Origin of the sequence: Desulfobaculum sp. SPO524, assembly GCF_044987625.1 — a bacterium.
Taxonomy (GTDB): domain Bacteria; phylum Desulfobacterota; class Desulfovibrionia; order Desulfovibrionales; family Desulfovibrionaceae; genus Desulfobaculum.
Genome location: NZ_JBJDSB010000001.1, coordinates 791,305 through 809,950, shown reverse-complemented (window position 1 = coordinate 809,950; position 18,646 = coordinate 791,305). Strand labels below are relative to the sequence as shown.

Here is an 18,646-nt window from a genome sequence, read left to right as displayed (position 1 = left end):
CGGCGCTGGCCCCGCACAGGAGAAGACGATGCAGGACACCGCGACCAGAGAACTCTCATGGACTGATTTTGAAAAGGTTGAAATCCGCGTCGGCACTGTGGTGCGGGCGGAAGCCTTCCCCGAAGCGCGGGTGCCCGCGCATAAGGTGTGGGCGGATTTTGGCGGCGACATCGGCGTGCTGAAGACCAGCGCCCGCGTGACGGACATCTACGAGCCGGAAGAGCTGGTAGGGCGTCAGGTGGTGGGCGTGGTCAATTTCCCGGTGAAACAGATTGGCCCTATGAAGTCGGAATTCCTGCTGACGGGCTTCCATCGTGAGGACGGCGCCGTTGTGCTGGCCGTGCCAGAACGCGACGTTCCAAACGGCAGCCGCCTTGCCTAAGGCGTATGGCGGCGCCGCAAGGCTGTGCAGCGCGCTGGCTGGTGCTGGCGCGCTGCTGCGCCGCGGCGGAGTCCTGCCGCCTCTGCCTGCGTGAGCGCTGGCGGGGGGAGGTGGACAGCAAGGGCGTGCCACTGTCGTCCACGGCCGCTGGAGGGTGCCCACGTCAGCGTGCCGCGCCCTGAACGCCCGCGCAGTGGGGGCGTCTGTCCCGGCCGCGGGCTGGTTGCCTCGGGGCTGGATGAGGGCGGCAAAGGGCCGTCCCGGGCCGACTTTGTAACCAATCGCAATCAGGTGACTTTTGCAAAAAATTCGCGGAGAGGAAAATTTCCTGTTGACAAGGAGCCGCCATTTCGGCATTTTCCATTTCCGCCGAGTGGGGCTGTAGCTCAGTTGGGAGAGCGCTTGAATGGCATTCAAGAGGTCAGGAGTTCAATTCTCCTCAGCTCCACCACTCATAAAAATATCCACGCGCCAAGCACGTTCAGCTTGGCGCGTATTTTTTCCCCCGGGCTCCTCCCTGTCGCCTTCGTGACGAATTTCTCAAAGGGAGCCGACCCAAAAATCCAGTGTTTCCCGCGCAGGTGGAGCGAGAATGGCATCCGGGCTTCCGGTGGCCGTTTTATTTGCGACCGCCATTATTGTGGAGCTTGTGCATTTAGGAACAAACCCTTTACACAAGGCAGGTAGGAAAAAGGTGCACGAAGCAGTTCTCATACTTGGTGCTGCGGTTGTGGTGTTTATGGTTCTCTTCCCCCCGTACGTCATGCGGCGTAAGGGACAGGTCGCATCCCATAATTATTCCTTTATCTGCACTCCGCCCCGGCGCTTTGGCCGCCGCTGCGTGGTGAACGTACCCGCCCTGATGAGCCAGCTTTTTGCTTGCGGCGTCGTGTTCAGCCTGCTTGAGGTCTTCTGCGAGTAGTTTGTGTTCACGATTTTTCTTTGGGCGAGATAAAAAGGGGCCTGCGCTTTTGCGCAGGCCCCTTTTTGTTTGGCGTGTGGTTTGGGGGCTGTGCTCCCGGTACATGGTGAGCATGTGGAGCAGGTGCGAGGCTGGGCGGGAGAAGGGACGCCGACGAAGCGCGGCGCCGCGTCGGGGCGCGCGGACGAATTGGCCGGGGCAGGGCGTCTGCGAGTTTGTGAAAACGCCTGACCTTGAGGACGAGGACGAGGCCGGTGGCGGATGCGCGCCGCCGCTGGTCTGCGAGGCGCCGCGGACTGCACCAGATGCCGGGCCTTGCGGGCGGCCCCGCGCGGACGGCCTACTCGGGCATCCACTCTTCAATGCCGCGGGGCGGGTTGGCCGCGAGCCACTGGCGGAAGGCGTCTTCCGTGCGGACGCCGTGTTCCAGCACCGCCCGGTACACGCTGATACTTGGGACCTTCTCCTCAAGAGGCAGGGCGTGCTTGATGGCGAGGATGGCGGCCTTGGTCTCCGGCGTCAGCCGCGCGCTGATGCGGTCCGCCACCTTTTCGAAATATCCCGCAAAGGGCGACTCCTCAAGGATGTGGATCATGTCGATTTGCCAGTCGTCGCCGCTGTCGTCCCGGTACCACGCGTGCCATTCCACGCACTGCTCCTCGGTGCGGAGCAGGTTGTCGTAGGTGATGCGCGTAATGCGCGGATTCTCCGCCAGCTCCGCAATGGCGGCAAAGCTGTCAGCAAGGCGGAACTGCGTGGAGTAGATATGAAAGTCAATGTCCCGGTGGTCCATGATGAGACCGGTGCGTACGGAGCCGACGGTATTGATGCGGCAGCCGTGGCTGGGCCAGATGTCCAGAATGCGCGTGTCGGCGATGATGCGTTTGGCGCGTTCAAGGGCGCGCTCGGCGCGGGTGGTGATGTCGCACATGGTGTCCTCGTGCTGGGTCAAATGGGTGTTGCGGGGTGCGGTGACGATGCGTGGTGTCCTCTCATCTCCATGGCGTCTCTATGGCGTCGCCTTGCGGCGCGCCATGGCCGCGCTGTTAGCCGTGCTCGCGGCAGATGCCCAGCTTCTTCATGCGGCTGCGCAGGGTGCTGGGATTGAGGCCCAGAAGCTCCGCCGCGCCGCCGGGACCATGGATTTTCCCCTTGGTCTGCTCCAGCGTTGCGGCGATGTGGTTGGCCATGACGGTGTCCAGCGTACGCGGGGTAAAGGGCGCGTCCTGCGGGTCCGGGCAGGGCTGGGGGCGCGGGGGCGTCTGCGCCAGCCAGTCGAAGTGCAGGGTGGCGCCGCCGGAGAGGATAATGGCGCGTTCCACGCAGTTTTCCAGCTCGCGCACGTTGCCGGGCCAGTTGTAGGCCATAAGGCGCTGCATTTCCTCGGGCGGGACGTCGGGCACGCGGCTGAGGCTCAGGCGCCGCGCGGCGCGCGCCGAGAACCACGTCACCAAATCCGGGATGTCCTGCGGGCGTTCGCGCAGGGGCGGAATGGTGATGGGAAAGACGTTGAGGCGGAACCACAAATCCTCGCGGAAGGAGCCGACTTCGACCATCTTTTGCAGGTTGCGGTGGGTGGCGGTGACGATGCGGATGTCCACGTCGCGCGGCATGCTGCCGCCAACGCGCGTCACCTGATGGTTTTGCAAAACGCGCAGCAGGCGCACCTGCACACTCTGCGGCAGTTCGCCGATTTCATCCAAAAACAGGGTGCCGCCGTGGGCCTGCTCAAAGACGCCCTTCTTGGCGTGGGTCGCCCCGGTAAACGCGCCGCGCTCATGCCCGAAAAGCTCGGAGTCCATAAGGGATTCGGGTATTGCGCCGCAGTTGACCTTAATAAAGGGGCCGTCATGACGCGGCGAACGCGCGTGGATGACGCTGGCAATGACCTCCTTGCCAACGCCGGTTTCGCCCAGCAGCAGCACCGTATTGGACAGCGGCGCCACCTGCGCCACGCGTTTCATCACGGTTTGCAGGCCGCCCTCGTCACCGATGACCGCGCCGCTGCGGCTTTCGGACAGCTGCTCGCGCAGGAACTGGTTCTCCCGCGTCAGGCGGGAGTTGGTGCGCAGGAGCTTGCGGTGGCGCAGGGCGTTTGCCGTGGCAATGGCAAAAGGCTCGTGCAGCAGGCTGAGCAGGGTGCCGTGCCCGGAGTGGAACCGCCCGCGTCCGTGGGCGTGCAGGCCCACAACACCAAGGTGGCGGTCCTCAATCATCATCCGCATGAGCAAAATTGATGTGTCCACCGGATAGATGGTTCCGGCTACGCGCCCGGTGACGGGATCGTCGTCCAGGTCGGCAAGGATGCGGATTCGTGGCCGATCCGGTTCCAGCAGGGTGCGGCACATGTCGTCGGTGATGGCGACCTGCTCGTTCATGGGGTTGCCGCCGCCCGCATCGGCCCGCGCGATGAAGCGAATTGCCTTTACGTCTGGGCGGAACATGTTAATGTACATACCATCTGCCGGAATATGCTGGCGCAAGTATTTCCAGCAGTCATAGAGGGCTTTTTCGATGTCGAGGCTGCCGCAGATGCGCACTGTGGCGTGGTGGAAAAAATCATTTGTGTTCATGGAGACTCCGTGACGAATGAAACGCGAAATATCGCGATTAGTGCGAAATGTCGCACATGTCAATCGCTATATTTCGCGTTTTTGTGTGCTGCCGTTTGTAACGCATTGAATTTATTCATTGTGAACGTTGGCACGCTTTCTGCCTCTATGGCGTGGTCGTTCGCCATAAGGCGGGCGTGAACGAGTCGACACGACGCAAGTTTTCGCAAGCAAGGAGCTTTCACTCGATATGAAAGAAACCGAAACGAAGCGCTCCGCACCCCAGAGTGCGCGCAAGTCTCGCCGGGACGTGCTGCGCGCCGGGGCGGTCCTGGCTGGTGGCCTCGCCGCCGGAATGCTCCAGGGCTGCGTGACCGGAGAGGAAAAAAAGGACGTCCCCGTGGAGAAATCCCGCACGCCCGTAAGTGCGTGGGACAAGGAGTACGACGTTATCGTCGTCGGCAGCGGATTCGCCGGAATGGCCGCCGCCCTTGAGGCACGTAAGGCCGGAGCGGATGTGCTTGTCGTGGATAAGATGCCCGTCTTTGGCGGCAACTCCGCCATCAACGGCGGCGCGTTTGCCGTTGCCGGTTCTCCCCTGCAGGAGAAGGAAGGCATCAAGGACTCCGTGGACCTTATGGTCCAGGACATGCTCAAGGCTGGCCGCGGCCTGAACCACATGGGCCTTCTGAAAATTGTCGCCGCCGGTACGCGCCCCGCCTACGAGTTCACCCTTGAGCACGGCGTGGAGTACAAGCCGTTCCTGCAGCACTTCGGCGGCCACAGCGTGCCGCGTACTCTGCAGACCACCATCAGCTCCGGCGCGGGCATCATCCGCCCCCTGAAGAAGAGCGCCGAAAAGATGGGCGTGGCCTTCCGCAGCCGCTGTAAGCTGGAAGATTTTGTCATGGACGAAAACGGTGGCGTGATGGGCCTCGTTGTGCGTGACCGCTACGAGTTCCCGGACGAGAGCACAGGCGAACTGCGCCGCTTCCGCGCCCGCAAGGCCGTTATCATGTGCTCCGGCGGCTTCTCGCAGGACCGCCGCTTCCGCATGATGCAGAACCCCAATCTGGACGGACGCATCGACTCCACCAACCACCCGGGCGCAACATCCGAGGGCATGCAGGCCATGTTCGGCGTTGGCGCGGCTCCCGTGCAGATTAACCTGATCCAGCTCGGCCCGTGGACCTCCCCGGACGAGAAGGGCTTTGGCATGGTGTCGCAGTTCAACACCATCGCCGGGTTCCCCAATGGCATCATGGTGGACGTGCGCACCGGCAAGCGCTTCGTCAACGAACTGGCCGACCGTAAGGCCAGAGCCGAAGCCGTTATGACCCGCCTCGACGACGAGGGGCACCCCGTCTACCCCGTGGTGTTCTGTAACGCCAAGGGCGCAGAGCGCGCGCAGACCCTCAAGGCCTGCCTCAAGTACGGCGTGGCGTGGGAGTTTGGCACCGTTGAGGAGCTGGCCAAGCACTTCGGCATGCCCGTTGAGGGCTTGAAGCAGCAGGTCGCCACCTACAACGAGGCCGTGCGCACCGGCGAGGACAAGGAATTCGGCAAGCCCATGGGCCGCGCCGTCCTGCTCGACGAAGGGCCGTTCTACGCCGTTCGCTGCTGGCCCAAGGTGCACTACACCATGGGTGGTGTGGAGATTAACACCGAGGGGCAGGTCATGCACATGCGCTCCGGCCAGCCCATCCCGGGCCTGTACGCCGCCGGCGAGGTGACGGGCGGTCCCCACGGCGCAAGCCGTCTGGGCAGTTGCGCCGTTGCCGAGACCTTGGTCATTGGCCGTTTGGCCGGACGCAAGGCCGCCCTGAGCAAGGCATAGATATTTCGTCTTCCTGGGAACGACCGGGGCGCGTTGACGGCGGAGGGTCGTCAGCTAGGGAGCGCCCCGGCCTGACTTTTTCCGTCACCCGGAAGCCGATGGTTTGGACATACATCAGAAGAGCTCAACTGGAGGAAACAATGCATTTTTCCGCTACCCGCAGGCTTGTGGCAGCCGTCATCTGCCTCGCCGCTATGCAGGTTATGGCCTGCACCGCATGGGCCGGCCACAAGATTGTGACCCTGAACGGTCACGATATGGACCTCGCTCAGCTTGTGGACATCGCTGAAGGCCGCGCTCAGGTCTCCATCGACACCACCGCCATGAAGCGCGTCAAGGACAGCCGCGAGCTGCTCATGGCGTTCGCCGCCGAAGGCCGCCCCGTGTACGGCCTCACCGTTGGCGTTGGTCTGAACAAAGACAAGTCCATCTTCCATGTGGATGAAAGCGGCAAGCGCGTGCTCACCCCCGAGGTGTTGCGCCTGTCCGAGCAGTTCAATGTGAATGCCCTGCGCGCTCACAGCGCTGGCGTCGGCCCCGACATGGAGCCCCGCATGGTGCGCGCCACCATGGCCATCCGTCTGAACACCATGCTCTGCGGCCGTACCGGCGCCCAGCCCTACGTTGCCGAGCTTTACAAGGAATTTCTGAACAAGAACCTGCTGCCCGTCGTGCCCTCCCGTGGCACCGTTGGCGAATGCGACATCACCCTTGCTCCCCACATCGGCCTCGTGATGATGGGCGAGTGGAAGGCCGACTTCCAGGGTGAGCGTATGTCCGGCGCCGAGGCGCTCGCCAAGGCTGGCATCAAGGCCCTGAAGCCCTCCGGCAAGGACGCCCTCGCCATCCTGAGCACCAACGCTCCGGCCATGGCCAAGTCCGCCTTCGCCCTCAGCGAAGCCGAGCAGTTCCTCAAGGTGGCTCCCGTTGTCTTTGGCCTGTCCCTCGAAGGCCTCAACGGCAACGTTGCTCCCTTCCTGAAGCAGGTCAACGACGTGCGCCCCTTCACCTGCTTTGCCAAGGCCTCCAAGGTCATGCGCGATGAGCTGGAAGGCAGCTACCTGTGGCAGCCCATGAAGGGCCGCGCCCTGCAGGACCCCCTGAGCTACCGGACCACCGCCTTCACCTTTGGCGCCGCCATGGAAGCCCTTGACGACGCCGTGGCCAAGTGGAACGTGCAGGTCAACTCCTCCGACGACAACCCCGCCGTTGTCGTGGGCATTGAGCCCAGCGCCGACACCCCCGAGCAGGTCGCCAAGTACTACCTTGACGCCGGCCACATCAAGGGCGCCATCTTCCCCACCTCCAACTTCGAGCCGCTGCCTGTGGTGCTGAAGCTGCAGAACCTGGGCATTGCCCTGTCCCACGTGTCCCGCAACGCCGCCATGCGCTGCCTGCGCCTCGTGGACCCGCACTTCACGCATCTGTCCCGCTTCCTGGCCGCCGACGACGTTGCCATCAACTTTGGCGCCATCGGCAAGCCCTTTGTGTCTCTGGACGCCGACGTGCGCTCCCTGGCCAACCCCGTGTCTCAGGACACCATTCCGCTGGCCGGCAACATCGAGGACACCGCCACCAACTCCATGCGTGTGGCTGACCGCCTCTCCCGCATTGTGGACAACATGTACTACATCTACGGCCTTGAGCTGTACCACGCCGCTCAGGCTATCGACCTGCGCGAGCGCGAGAGCGATATTGAACTGGGTCGTGGCACTGGCGCCATGTTCCGCGCCTACCGTAAGGATGTGGCCTTCATCGACAAGGACCGCCCCTTCACGCCCGACATCCAGACGTCCCACGACTTCCTGAAGGAATACGACAGGTAGTCTGAATCACGAAACGGTTGACCGTGGCGCCCTGTGCCCCATCCCCCCCGGGAAGCGGGGCGCCACGGTCAATTTCTACACCAGCCACAGGATACGACCATGAAGAAGCACACAGCCGTGATGTGCGCCCTTGTGCTTTCCGCCTCGATGTGCGGTTGGTTCGCCCCGTCCTTTGCCGCCGGGGAAAAGGTCGCCGAGACCAAGGTCGCCCACGAGCCCGGTGCGGCGGAGCGTATGCAGCTCTGGATTGACACCAAGCTGGGCCGCAAGACCGTCAAGGACTACCACCGCAAGGTCCACCAGAACGGGACCAACTGCGAACTGTGCCACGGGGCCAACAACCCCTCCACCGCGCCCGACGACAGAAACTGTCTGAAGTGCCATGGCACGCGCGAGCAGGTGGCGCAGTTGACGGCGAAGCTGGATCACAATCCGCACAATTCGCCCCACTATGGAACGGATGCACCCTGCACCACGTGCCACAAGGAGCACGAGGAATCCAAGGTGTACTGCAACACCTGCCATCCCTTCCACTACGAGAACTTCAAGAAATAGGGCTGCGGCAGAGACCTGTCGCCCAATAAACCATAGAGGATAGAACCAATGCGCAGAATAGCCGCAGGGGTCCTTTTACCCCTTCTCTTCTGCCTCCTCGCCGCCGCCCCGCTGTCGGCCAGGCAGATGCCGGCCAAAGAGGCCAATGCCGAGTGCCTGAAGTGCCACGGTGACATTGACCTCGCTCCGCGCACGGAGCGGGGAGCCTCGGTGGATTTGTACGTCCCCGCCGAGCGGTTCGCCAAGAGCACCCACCGTGGACTGGCGTGCACCGAATGCCACGAAGGCGCCGGAACGAAGGAGGACTTCAAGGTTGTTCCCCACAAGCTCTCCGGCAAGGGCGCAAAGGACTGTGCGGACTGCCACGGCAAGTATTTCAACGAGATAAAGACGTCCTTTACCGAAAGCCATCACGTGAAGAAGCTGGGCGACAAGTTCACCTGCGCCTCCTGTCACGATGCCCACACGGTGGAGAACGATCCGGCAACCAAGCCGTCGCAGGCGCAGATTCGTTTCGACAACTACACCTGCCTCGCCTGCCACACCGACCTGACCGGCTACAAGAAGCTGTCCGGGAAGGACGTCTGGGAACAGGACCTGTCGCATGACTTCCTGCCCAACAAGGACGCGCACTTTAAGGCCGTGCGCTGCGTGGAGTGCCACACCCCCGCGCAGACCACGGACATGCACCGCATCCTGCCCAAGGATGAGTCCGTCAAGGACTGCACCGTCTGCCATAGCGCAAGCTCCGCATTGGTGGAGCGTATGCACGAGGCCCCGACGGACAGCGATGTGGCCGGGAAGTTCCTCGGCAAGGGCCTGTTCGATGATACCGAGCTGATGACCAAGCTCCTGAAGCTGGACACCACCGGCGCAGACGCCTCGGCCTCGGTTATGCCCGAGGTGGATAAGCTCGGCTTTATCAATGATGGCCTATTCAAGGATTCCTACGTCATTGGCGCAACGCGCAATGTCATCCTTGACGCATGGGCGTTTAAGCTGGCGCTGGCCGCGCTGTTTGGCGTGCTGCTGCATGGCGGCCTGCGTATTGTTGCCGGCCTGAAGCGCCGCAACATGCCTGGCCCCAAGCACAGCGAATACGTGTACGACCTGCACGTGCGCCTGTGGCACTGGCTGAACGCGGTGCTGTTTATCGTACTCATCGTTACCGGCTTCAGCCTGCACTTTGCCGGACTGCCGGGAACGCTGGACTTTGCGGCGAGCGTGCGCGTGCACGACATCGCTGGCTGGATGCTGGTTGCCAACTACGGCGTGTTCGTCGTGATGGCCATCATCACCGGCAACATTAAGCAATATATCCCCAATCCGCGCGGCCTTATCGTGCGGTGGTGGTTGCAGGGCCGGTTCTACCTGTGGGGCATCTTCCGCGGCGAGGCGCATCCCTTCCGCGTGACCCGCTCCCAGCGCTTTAACCCCTTGCAGCAGGCGGCGTACCTGCCGCTGATGTACATCATGATGCCGCTGCTCATCCTCTCCGGCGTGTGGATGTTCTTCCCTGAACTCACGCCCGAGACGATACTGGGCTACCCGGGACGCTGGCTGACGGCCACAGTCCACTACGTGCTGGCCTTTGGATTCGCGGTTTTCCTCGTGGTCCATATCTACCTCAGCACCACGGGCGACCATGTTCTCTCCCTCGTGAAGGGCATGTTCACCGGTTATCATGAATCCCATGAGCATCATGACGAGGATGGACGGTAGTACGGACCATCCACACGGTGCGGGAACAGCCTCCTCCGTTCCCCGCACGCCTCGTCTTCCAAAAAGCCCCGCCGATTTCGGCGGGGCTTTTTTATGTGTGGTGGGAAGGGAAGAAGGGAGGTGCGTTGGCGCGCTTTCGCTGAACAGGGCAGGGCGACGCAGGGCGAGAGGTGCTGGCGTGTCGCCGTTGGCGGCTTTGCGGGGACGGTGTAGCGTGGAGAGCAGGCGTGACTTTCAGGCAGAAGCTCGGCCCGCTCGTGGGGGTCGTGTCGAGGCGCGTCCTGAAACTGCGGCGGGGGGCAGTGGAGGGGACAGTGAGAAAAGGGGTGATGGTCTTCGCCCAACGGGCATTGGGACGCGGCGAGCGCGCGAGGGAACTCTTTTTCCTCTCAATAAAGAGAAGCGTGCCGCCCGCAGTCGCTTCATCTGCAGGCGGCACGCATCCGGTGCCTACTTCGTGTGGGGGTGTTGCGTGGAGGGGTGTGGCTACGAGATTCCAGGCACCGGGAAGTCCCTGCACAGGGTTTCCACCTCGCTCTTGATGGAGGCGTGCAGGGCTGTGTTGGAGGGGGCCTTGAGGGTCTGGATCATCCAATGGACAAGGTGCTTCATATGGTCCTCGGTCATGCCGCGTGTGGTTGCGGCAGGTGTACCGATACGGATCCCGCTGGGCTTCAATGGAGGATTGGGGTCGTCGGGGATGATCTGCTTGTTGACGGTCAGCGAGATGGTGTCGAGGAGTTCCTCGGCCACCTTGCCGTCAAGGCCAAAACTTTCTTCTGTATTCACCACCAGCATGTGGTTGTCCGTACCGCCGGTGACAAGGCTCACGCCCTCGGCGAGGAAGGCGTCCGCCATGGTGCGGGCGTTGACCAGCACCTGCTTGGCGTAGTCCTTAAATTCCGGCTCCATGGCCTTGCCGAGGGTGACGGCAATGCCGGCCACGGTGTTCATGTGCGGGCCGCCCTGCAAGCCCGGAAAGACGGACTTGTCGATGGCTTTGGCGAACTGTTCCTTGCACAGCACCAGTCCGGCGCGCGGGCCGCGCAGGGACTTGTGGGCCGTGGTCGTCATAATGTCGAAGCCGTGGTCAAAGGGATTTTCCAGCACGCCGCCCGCAACCAGACCGGCAAAGTGCGAGGCGTCTACCATGGTGATGGCGCCAACGGCGTCGGCAATGGCCTTGAAGGCATCGTAGTCGATATCGCGCGGGTAGGACGTGTAGCCGCACAGCACCAGCTTGGGCTGGGTCTCTTTGGCAAGGCGCATGACTTCGTCGTAGTCGATGGAGCCGTCGGTGGGGTCCGTGGTGTAGCGGACGAAGTTGAACAGCTTGCCCATGTGCGACACGGGCGCGCCGTGGGTCAGGTGCCCACCGTGGGACAGGTCCATGGCAAGGATGGTGTCGCCGGGTTCCAGCAGGCCAAGGTAGACAGCCTGATTCATGGGCGAACCGGACAGGGGCTGTACGTTGGCGTGCTCGCAGCGGAAGACGGCCTTGGCGCGCTCACGCGCAAGGTCTTCGATGCGGTCGGTATAGGTCTGGCCGCCGTAGTAGCGGCGTCCGGGGTAGCCTTCTGCGTACTTATTGGTGAAGATGCTGCCAAGGGTGCACAGCACTTCGGGGTAGGTGTAGTTCTCGGACGGAATCAGCTCAATGCCAAGGCGCTGGCGGCGGCTTTCGCCTTCCAGTGCGGCATGGATTTCCGGGTCGTTTGCTTTGAGAAGATCAAGATGGGACTGCTGCATGGGCGCGTTTCCCCCTTACACGTCTCTCCGCAGAGAGAACAGGTGTTTGGCATCGGGAGATGCAGCCCAGGCGAGCGGCTGGAATGGCTTACCGCGCTTCCCTGTGGTTGGTTCCACAATTCTCGCCAGTCACGCGGTGCCGAAGTATCCAAAGATGTTGGGAAGGGAGCTATCCCAAGCCCGGCATGCTTGTCAAGCGGTCAGTGTTTCCTGTAGCGTGCCTGCTCCCCATCGATGATAGGTAGCTGGAAAGCCGCACAGTGCGCGGCTTTTGTAAGAACAATTGCGAACACCTCCCCCCGGCCTTCGCGGCGTGGAAAAGGGGAAAGGATCAAATAATGCCGACAGGTTGCAAGAGAAGACAAATTTTTGTGTACGCCATTGTGGTGTTTGCCGTTGCCGCGGCGTGCACCGCATGGTTCGGGGTGCGGCATCGCGATGCCATACAGGAGCAGCGCCTTGCGCAGGCGGAGGCCATCGCGCAGCGCAGCGCCCTTGGCGCGGCCACGGGCATTCGCACGTGGATGAAAGAAAAGCGCAAACAGGTGGTTGCACTGGCGACGACGTACTCGGTGCTCGGCCTTGTCAATCACCCGTATGATATGCGCTATGTGTACCAGTTGGACGACCAGCTTGGGTGGATGGCTCAAGCGTCCCGGCCTGTGCTGGATATTCTTGTGACGACCGTGGGCGATCGAACGCTCAATGGGGAGAAGCTCCCCGACGGACAGCTTCTTGGTTCGCTGTCCAAGAGGGACTTTCTGGGCAAGGTGATGCCGGAGACGTCCTACAAGGTGGCCATCGAGAACGGCGCAAAGACCTTTGTGAGCGAGGCCTACACGGACTTCACCGTTGAGAGCCCCCGTTTTTACATCGCCGCGCCTGTGATGTGGGACGGGGAGCTGGTGGCGACGGTGGCCTTGGAGTGCGGCGCGCGTGCCGTCGGCATCGATTTTCTGTGGCCCTTGAGCTTTGGCGAGACCGGTGGGGTGTATTTATGCGACTCTCGCGGGGAAATGCTCGCTGGGCCGAACTTGGAGCGTTATCCGCATAACTATGGTGTCGATTTCCGTGAGGTGATGCAGCGCATTGCCAAGGGCGAGAGCGGCTTTGTGGGCACCATTGATGACACGCCGCGGATTATCCACACCTTCCCCTTGGAGAAGACGGGAAAAGCGGCCAGCACGTGGTTTATCTGTACCATGCAGGATGAAGCCGAGGTGCAGGCCGTCATAACCGCCGCGCAGGGCGCGTTTACGATGCAGTGCGGCATATTCCTTGGCGCGCTGGGCGTTGTCCTTTTTGGCGGGGCCTTTTGGGTTTCCATACGGCGCTAGCCGGGTGCGGGCGCTGCTTCGCCTGCCTCAGCCAACCAACAGTTTCGGGCCGGAGGGAATTCCCTTCGGCCCGTTTTTTTTGCGAAAGGTGCGAAGACGTCGCCGTCTGCGCGTGAGCCGATAGAGGCAGGGCGATGCGGGCGTCCCTCGCAGCGCATCATGCTTTGGCTGAGGAACAAGTGGTTGGGCCAGAAAAAACCGTGATTCCTCGATATTTCCTTTCAGTGTATGAGGTGCAGAAGTGCAATATTCACTACGCGATTATACATCGCACAGAGAGGGAAAAATATGTTGAGGAGACTCGGACGCAGGGTGGCCCTGCGCTACATCGGAGCGGTTGGAATTGTCCTGTCCGTGCTCGGCGTGGTTCTGGGAACCATACAATACGAGCGGCAGCACAATGAAGAACGCGAAATGGCCCGGGCCAACGCCCATATGGCGCTGCAAGGCGCGGCAACCGCGCTGGAAAGCTGGATTGACGGGCAAAAACGCCTTGCCCAGTCGCTGGCCCGCCGCAGGGAAATTGTCGCGGCCTGCGCCGACCCTGCGGACGCCGCCAAGGCCGTACGCGCGCATGAGGTGCTCCAGTGGGTGCACGACACCTACGGCATCTATGAGAATATTCCCCTTGCCGCGCGCCTTGCTCCGGGCGAGCGTGTGAGCGTCACCGGGCCTAAGGGCGAGGTTGGCATCACGGACGGCACGTTCTTTGTGGACACCGTGCAGGGCCGCACCCTTGGCAAGGGCGGCACGCAGCTCAGCTATAACGTGGCCCTTGCGCAGGGCGCGCCGTTCTCCATCAGCGAGGTGTACCCCAGCCTGCTGCGCGGGAACCCCATCTTTGTGCTGGCCGCGCCCGTACGGGAGCAGGGGCAGTTGGTGGGTTCGCTTATCCTCGCCCTCAAGATGACCGCCTTTACGGACACCTTTGTGCGCCCCGTGACCTTTGGCGAGACCGGGCATCTGTTCTTTAGCGATTCACGCGGAAGCGTCATCGCCCATCCCAAGGCGGAGGCCATTCTCAGCGATGCCTATTCCCGCAAGAATAGCGATGCGCTTTCGCGCATCAGTTCCGGCGACAGCGGGTTTGAGGCCGCCATTGATGGCGTGAGCCGCATTGTCAACGTGCGCCCTGTGGTCCTCAGCGGCGGCAACACCCAGACAGACTGGTTTATTTGTTCTTCGCAGGATAAGGCCGAACTGGACGCGACGCTCGCCGCCAAGCGCGCGACCTTTGCCACGGAGCTTGCGCTACTTATCGTGGTTATGGCCCTTGTGCTCTACGCACTGACCCATGGCATTGTGGTGCGTCCTTTGCGCCGGGTGACGCAGTATGTCCGCGCCGTGGCCGGAGGTGATTTCCGCGCCGAGCCCGGACGTCTGCCAATGGATGAGATTGGCGACGTGGGCCGCACCGTGCAGGAGATGACCGAAGGCATCATTGAGCAGTTGCAGGAGGAGAAGGGCTTCATGACCGCCGTTCTCGACGGCATTGCCAATCCCTTTGCCGTGACGGACCTGAATCTGTCCATCACCGCGTGCAGCCGCAGTATGCTGCGCAATGTGGGGCGCGGCGGCGAGCCTAAGGACTACATCGGCATGAATCTCAGCCAGTTCCTGTTTAACGATACCTCAAAGCCCACCATCCTCACCACCGTGCTGAAGGACGAAAAGCCCCGCACGGGCGTGAACTTCTCCTACACCAGCCTTGATGGCCGCGACGGTGAATTCATCATCGACGTGCAGCCCCTTTATGACGTGGACGGCAAGTTGGTGGGCGGCATCACCTTCTGGAACGACGTCACAGCCCTGCGTCATGAGCAGGCCGCAGTGGCCGAGCAGAATGCGCGCATTGAAGCCGCCGCCAAGGACGCGGCCGCCGCGTCCGTTGTCGTGGGCGAGGCCGTTTCCGCCCTGACCACGGCAACACGCGACTCCATGCAGCGTACCGACGCTCAGAAGGCCCGCGTGACCGAGACTGTCACCGCCATTGAGGAGATGAACGCCACCGTGCTGGAAGTGGCGCAGAACGCCGCAGACGCCGCCCGCAGCGCCGAGACAACGCGCGAGGAAGCGGAGTCCGGCGAGGCCGTGGTGCGCGAGTCCGTGGAGTCTATCGTTGCCGTGCGTGAGAGCATTGCCAAGCTGCGCGGCGAGATGGACCGCCTTGGCACCCGCGTGGATGGCATTGGTTCGGTGATGACGGTTATTAACGACATTGCGGACCAGACGAACCTGCTGGCCCTCAACGCCGCCATCGAGGCCGCGCGCGCTGGTGACGCCGGGCGCGGCTTTGCCGTCGTCGCGGACGAAGTGCGCAAGCTGGCGGAGAAGACCATGGCCGCCACGCGTGAAGTGGGCGAAGCCATCACCGCCATCCAGAGCGAGGCGCACATTAGTGTGGAGGCCATGGGCAAGGCGGACACCGAAGTCAGCCAAAGCGCCGAGCTTGCCCAAAAGACGCGGACCATGCTGGAAGGCATTCTCGCCCTCACTGGCGAGACCAGCGATAAGGTGCGCAATATCGCCACCGCCGCCGAGCAGCAGTCCGCCGCCAGCGAGCAGATTGCCCACTCCGCGACCGAGATTGACGAGATTGCCGGAGAAACGGCGCAGGCCATGCAACAGTCCTCAATGGATGTGGCGTCTCTGTCCGGCGAGGTGGAGCGCATCCGCAGCATCATTGGCGGTATGCGGCAGACCGTGTAGGCGCAGCGCGCCAAGGATGAGCGGCAGTTCATCCTGAAAATTGAACGAAAAGGAGGGCCGGTGGTTGCGAATCACCGGCCCTCATCCCTATTGAGCGAAGCCGTCCCGAAGGAGTCTGGCCCACAGGCGCGGTAATACCCCTATTCCCGCGCCCGGCGTGTATCAGGCGGTCATCTGAATGATGCTTCCAACCCGGAAAACACGTGGTGGCCGTCGTCATGCCGGGTGACGTCTACGACGTCCTCCAGCTTTCGGGCCTGCTTGATCATCTGGTCGAGTCGATCATCCCGCGTGACCAAAAGCCAAATGCGGCTTCTGGAACCGTCGCGCACGGGCATGCACAGGATGCCCTCCACGTTGAAGGCGCGGCGGGCAAACAGCCCGCACACGTGCGACATGACGCCGGGATGGTTGTTGACACACAGTTCCAGCACCGTGGTGCGTGCCGCGTCGAGAAGGCTGTCGTGGATATCAGGCTGTGACATGGGAGCCTCCTTCAATCATCACTGTGTTTGCGGCGCCCGGAGGCACCATGGGATACACGTTCTCCTTTTCCAAAATAGGAACGTGGACAAGGCATGGGCCGGGTGTTGCGAAGGCCCGGGCCAGCGTGTCGTGCGGGTCGCCATCGGCAAGGTCGAATGCCTTCATGCCGAACCCCTCGGCGATGCGCACAAAGTCCACGGGAGCGCGGTATCCCGATGCGAAAAGATTGCCCTTGTAGAACAGTTCCTGCTGCTGTTGCACCAGCCCAAGGCCGTTGTTGTTCATCAGCAAAATTTTGATATTGGCGTTTTCCTCAACCGCCGTCGCCAGCTCCTGCATGTTCATCATGAAGCTGCCGTCGCCGCTGACGCACAGCACCATGCGTCCCGGACAGGCCAAGGCCGCGCCTATGGCCGCAGGAATGCCAAAGCCCATGGTCCCCAGCCCGCCGGAGGTCAGCCATTGGCGCGGGCGGCGGAATGGATAGGCCTGCGCCGTGCGCATCTGGTGTTGGCCAACGTCGGTGGTGATGATGGTGTCGTCGCCGGTCAGGCGCGCGGCAAGGCGGATGATGCCATACGGCGTTTCCGCATTGTCCGAACCCGGCAGGCACACAGGGTGCGCCGTCTTCAGGTCCGCAATGCGCGAGGTCCACTCCCGGCGGCCGTCCTGCTCCGTCATGGGGATGAGCGATTCCAGCACCTCGCGGATGTCGCCCGTAATGCCAAGGCAGGAGCTTTTAATTTTGTCCAGTTCGCTGGCATCAATGTCGATGTGCACAATCGCCGCGTCCGGGCAGAACGTTTTGGCAAGGCCCGTGGCCCTGTCGTCAAAGCGCACCCCCGCCGCGATGAGCAGGTCGCACTCCGCAAGCGCCATGTTGGTGTAGCGCGCCGCGTGCATGCCCAGCATGCCGATGGACTGCGGATGGTCCGACGGCACCGCGCCAAGGCCCATCAGGGTCATGGTCACCGGCAGGCCCGCCTTTTCCGCCAGCCGCGTGGCAAGGCCGCCCGCCCCGGCAGCAATAACGCCGCCGCCAAGGTACAGGATGGGGCGCTTTGCGCCGTTGATGAGGTCTGCCGCCCGGCGGACCGAGGCTGCGGAGAATTCCGGGGCAGGGTCCGGCTGGCCCGGTTCGGGCCACGTTGCAACGTCCACAGTCTCGGTCTGCACGTCCTTGGGGATGTCGATGAGGACAGGGCCGGGACGGCCAGAGGAGGCGATCCGGAAGGCTTCCGGGATAACGGTCAGCAGCTCCTCAGCGGAGCGGACCAAAAAGTTGTGCTTGGTGATGGGAACGGACAAGCCATAGGTGTCCACTTCCTGAAAGGCGTCGGTGCCCATTTGGCAGCGCGGAACCTGACCGGTGATGCAGACAAGGGGGATGGAGTCCAGCTTGGCGTCGGCAATGGCGGTCAAGGTGTTGGTGGCACCCGGGCCTGATGTGGCGAAGAGGACGGCAGGTTTGCCGCTGACACGAGCCATGCCCTGAGCGATGAAACCTGCCCCCTGTTCATGGCGGGCAAGCACATGGCTTATGCATGGGCTCTGGGAGAGAGCGTCGTATAAAGGCAGATTCGTTCCACCGGGAATACCGGTGATGGAACGGATGCCCTGACGCTCCAGAAGACGGATGACAATTTCCGCGCCGCTTTTGTGCATCTTTCCCTTCCTCCTCGTGGAGTCCCCGAGTGGGGCAGGGCCGGCGCTGTGTCTGTTTTAGGAAAACAAAATCCCCCGCCGGCTCCTGCGCCGGCGGGGGATGAGTGTGCTGTATGTATGTACCTGACCCGCTACGACGCTATAGCTACTACTACGCGTACGATAATAATGGCTACTACGCCTACGAGTACCAGGCCGTTGCCGGCGGAGGTGTGTATGTGCGTAGAGTTGCGTAGCATGTGCGGGTTCCTTGGTGCGAATCGTTACAGTGTTGACGTCAAAGGTACGGAGAGCGCTTTCGCAAGTCAAGCGCCAATGTGGAAAAAATCCGCAACACTGGAGCGCGGTGCTGCGTTCCAGCCATGTTGGACTCGTGCGTAACGCACGCGTTGAACAGCGCGGAGGTGGGGTGGTGGGGCATGTGTTTTTTTTTGCCTTCGGCGACTCAAGGGTGTGACACCCTTGAGAATCCCCAGGATTTTTTGGACGGAAGCCGTCCAAAAAATAGGGGGGCGGGCAGGGCCTTCTGCTTTTGTCTTCGTAAACACGCCCAACAGGGATTCTCACCGCCATTCCCACAGCGCTAACACCACCCAAAAAAATCTCCCATCCACGCGGACGAGAGCGCGTCAGGGGTGACGACAGTACCAGACACAGGCACCCGGCCTGTGCGCACATGGGATTTTTAAGGGCCCTCGGCCCTTAAACCTGCGGAGCACCAAAAGCCCGGTGTCGTCACCGCCACACGACCATGCCTCCGCTCCCGTTGTGACCGCACAGGGGGAGTACAATCTGCCCCCCACTTGAGCCGCAGAGCACAAAGAGCCTCGGCCTAACGCTCCAACGCCATTCTGTTAGGCCCACCTTCCCCACCTACGCCGGAGGCAGGGCATGCGGAATATCC

The 18,646-nt window shown here is 62.3% G+C and carries 13 protein-coding genes, 1 tRNA gene and 1 riboswitch; of the genes, 9 read left to right on the top strand and 5 right to left on the bottom strand.

Translation table 11 applies throughout. The features are described from left to right. The first annotated feature begins 28 nt into the window (after positions 1-28). The 3 genes from ACI3L3_RS03390 to ACI3L3_RS03380 all read left to right on the top strand — a co-directional run bounded on the left by ACI3L3_RS03390 (position 29) and on the right by ACI3L3_RS03380 (position 1,304). On the top strand, positions 29-382 hold the full coding sequence (locus ACI3L3_RS03390; RefSeq protein WP_404843686.1) for a tRNA-binding protein: 354 nt from the start codon (positions 29-31) through the stop codon (positions 380-382). A 375-nt stretch (positions 383-757) separates the two neighbouring features. Then, a tRNA-Ala gene (locus ACI3L3_RS03385) sits at positions 758-833 on the top strand. Positions 834-1,076: 243 nt separating this feature from the next. Then, complete coding sequence (locus ACI3L3_RS03380; RefSeq protein ID WP_404843685.1) at positions 1,077-1,304, top strand: hypothetical protein; 228 nt, start codon at positions 1,077-1,079, stop codon at positions 1,302-1,304. 340 nt (positions 1,305-1,644) lie between these two features. Here ACI3L3_RS03380 and ACI3L3_RS03375 read toward each other — a convergent pair whose 3' ends face one another. Continuing rightward, the gene (locus tag ACI3L3_RS03375; RefSeq protein WP_404843684.1) at positions 1,645-2,235 is read right to left on the bottom strand and encodes a hypothetical protein; all 591 of its coding nucleotides are present in this window, start codon (positions 2,233-2,235) and stop codon (positions 1,645-1,647) included. A gap of 115 nt (positions 2,236-2,350) precedes the next feature. Then, complete coding sequence (locus ACI3L3_RS03370) at positions 2,351-3,877, bottom strand: sigma 54-interacting transcriptional regulator (RefSeq protein ID WP_404843683.1); 1,527 nt, start codon at positions 3,875-3,877, stop codon at positions 2,351-2,353. Between the two features lie 229 nt (positions 3,878-4,106). Here ACI3L3_RS03370 and ACI3L3_RS03365 point away from each other — a divergent pair, with 229 nt between their 5' ends. The 4 genes from ACI3L3_RS03365 to ACI3L3_RS03350 all read left to right on the top strand — a co-directional run bounded on the left by ACI3L3_RS03365 (position 4,107) and on the right by ACI3L3_RS03350 (position 9,796). Further along, a complete protein-coding gene (locus ACI3L3_RS03365; protein ID WP_404843682.1) occupies positions 4,107-5,693 on the top strand; it encodes a flavocytochrome c in 1,587 nt (528 codons plus the stop codon). A 140-nt stretch (positions 5,694-5,833) separates the two neighbouring features. Beyond that, positions 5,834-7,519, top strand: a complete 1,686-nt coding sequence (gene hutH / locus ACI3L3_RS03360) for a histidine ammonia-lyase (protein ID WP_404843681.1) — start codon at positions 5,834-5,836, stop codon at positions 7,517-7,519. Between the two features lie 99 nt (positions 7,520-7,618). Further along, the gene (locus tag ACI3L3_RS03355; protein ID WP_404843680.1) at positions 7,619-8,074 is read left to right on the top strand and encodes a cytochrome c3 family protein; all 456 of its coding nucleotides are present in this window, start codon (positions 7,619-7,621) and stop codon (positions 8,072-8,074) included. 48 nt (positions 8,075-8,122) lie between these two features. After that, on the top strand, positions 8,123-9,796 hold the full coding sequence (locus tag ACI3L3_RS03350) for a cytochrome b/b6 domain-containing protein (protein ID WP_404843679.1): 1,674 nt from the start codon (positions 8,123-8,125) through the stop codon (positions 9,794-9,796). A 486-nt stretch (positions 9,797-10,282) separates the two neighbouring features. Here the strand turns inward: ACI3L3_RS03350 and glyA are convergent, their stop codons facing one another. Further along, entirely contained in the window at positions 10,283-11,545 is a 1,263-nt protein-coding gene (glyA, locus tag ACI3L3_RS03345) for a serine hydroxymethyltransferase (protein ID WP_404843678.1), read from the bottom strand. 57 nt (positions 11,546-11,602) lie between these two features. Then, a riboswitch (ZMP/ZTP riboswitch) is annotated at positions 11,603-11,688 on the bottom strand. A 195-nt stretch (positions 11,689-11,883) separates the two neighbouring features. On the opposite strand from glyA, the gene ACI3L3_RS03340 reads away from it, so the two are divergent. Then, on the top strand, positions 11,884-12,882 hold the full coding sequence (locus ACI3L3_RS03340) for a cache domain-containing protein (RefSeq protein ID WP_404843677.1): 999 nt from the start codon (positions 11,884-11,886) through the stop codon (positions 12,880-12,882). A gap of 288 nt (positions 12,883-13,170) precedes the next feature. Then, complete coding sequence (locus tag ACI3L3_RS03335; protein WP_404843676.1) at positions 13,171-15,591, top strand: methyl-accepting chemotaxis protein; 2,421 nt, start codon at positions 13,171-13,173, stop codon at positions 15,589-15,591. A 170-nt stretch (positions 15,592-15,761) separates the two neighbouring features. On the opposite strand, the gene ilvN is transcribed toward ACI3L3_RS03335, so the two are convergent. Both ilvN and ilvB read right to left on the bottom strand, forming a co-directional pair. Then, a complete protein-coding gene (gene ilvN / locus ACI3L3_RS03330) occupies positions 15,762-16,076 on the bottom strand; it encodes an acetolactate synthase small subunit (protein WP_404843675.1) in 315 nt (104 codons plus the stop codon). Continuing rightward, positions 16,063-17,742, bottom strand: coding sequence for an acetolactate synthase large subunit (ilvB, locus tag ACI3L3_RS03325; RefSeq protein ID WP_404843674.1), 1,680 nt, complete (start codon positions 17,740-17,742; stop codon positions 16,063-16,065). Before ilvB ends, ilvN begins: the two co-directional genes overlap by 14 nt. Positions 17,743-18,646 lie beyond the last annotated feature (904 nt).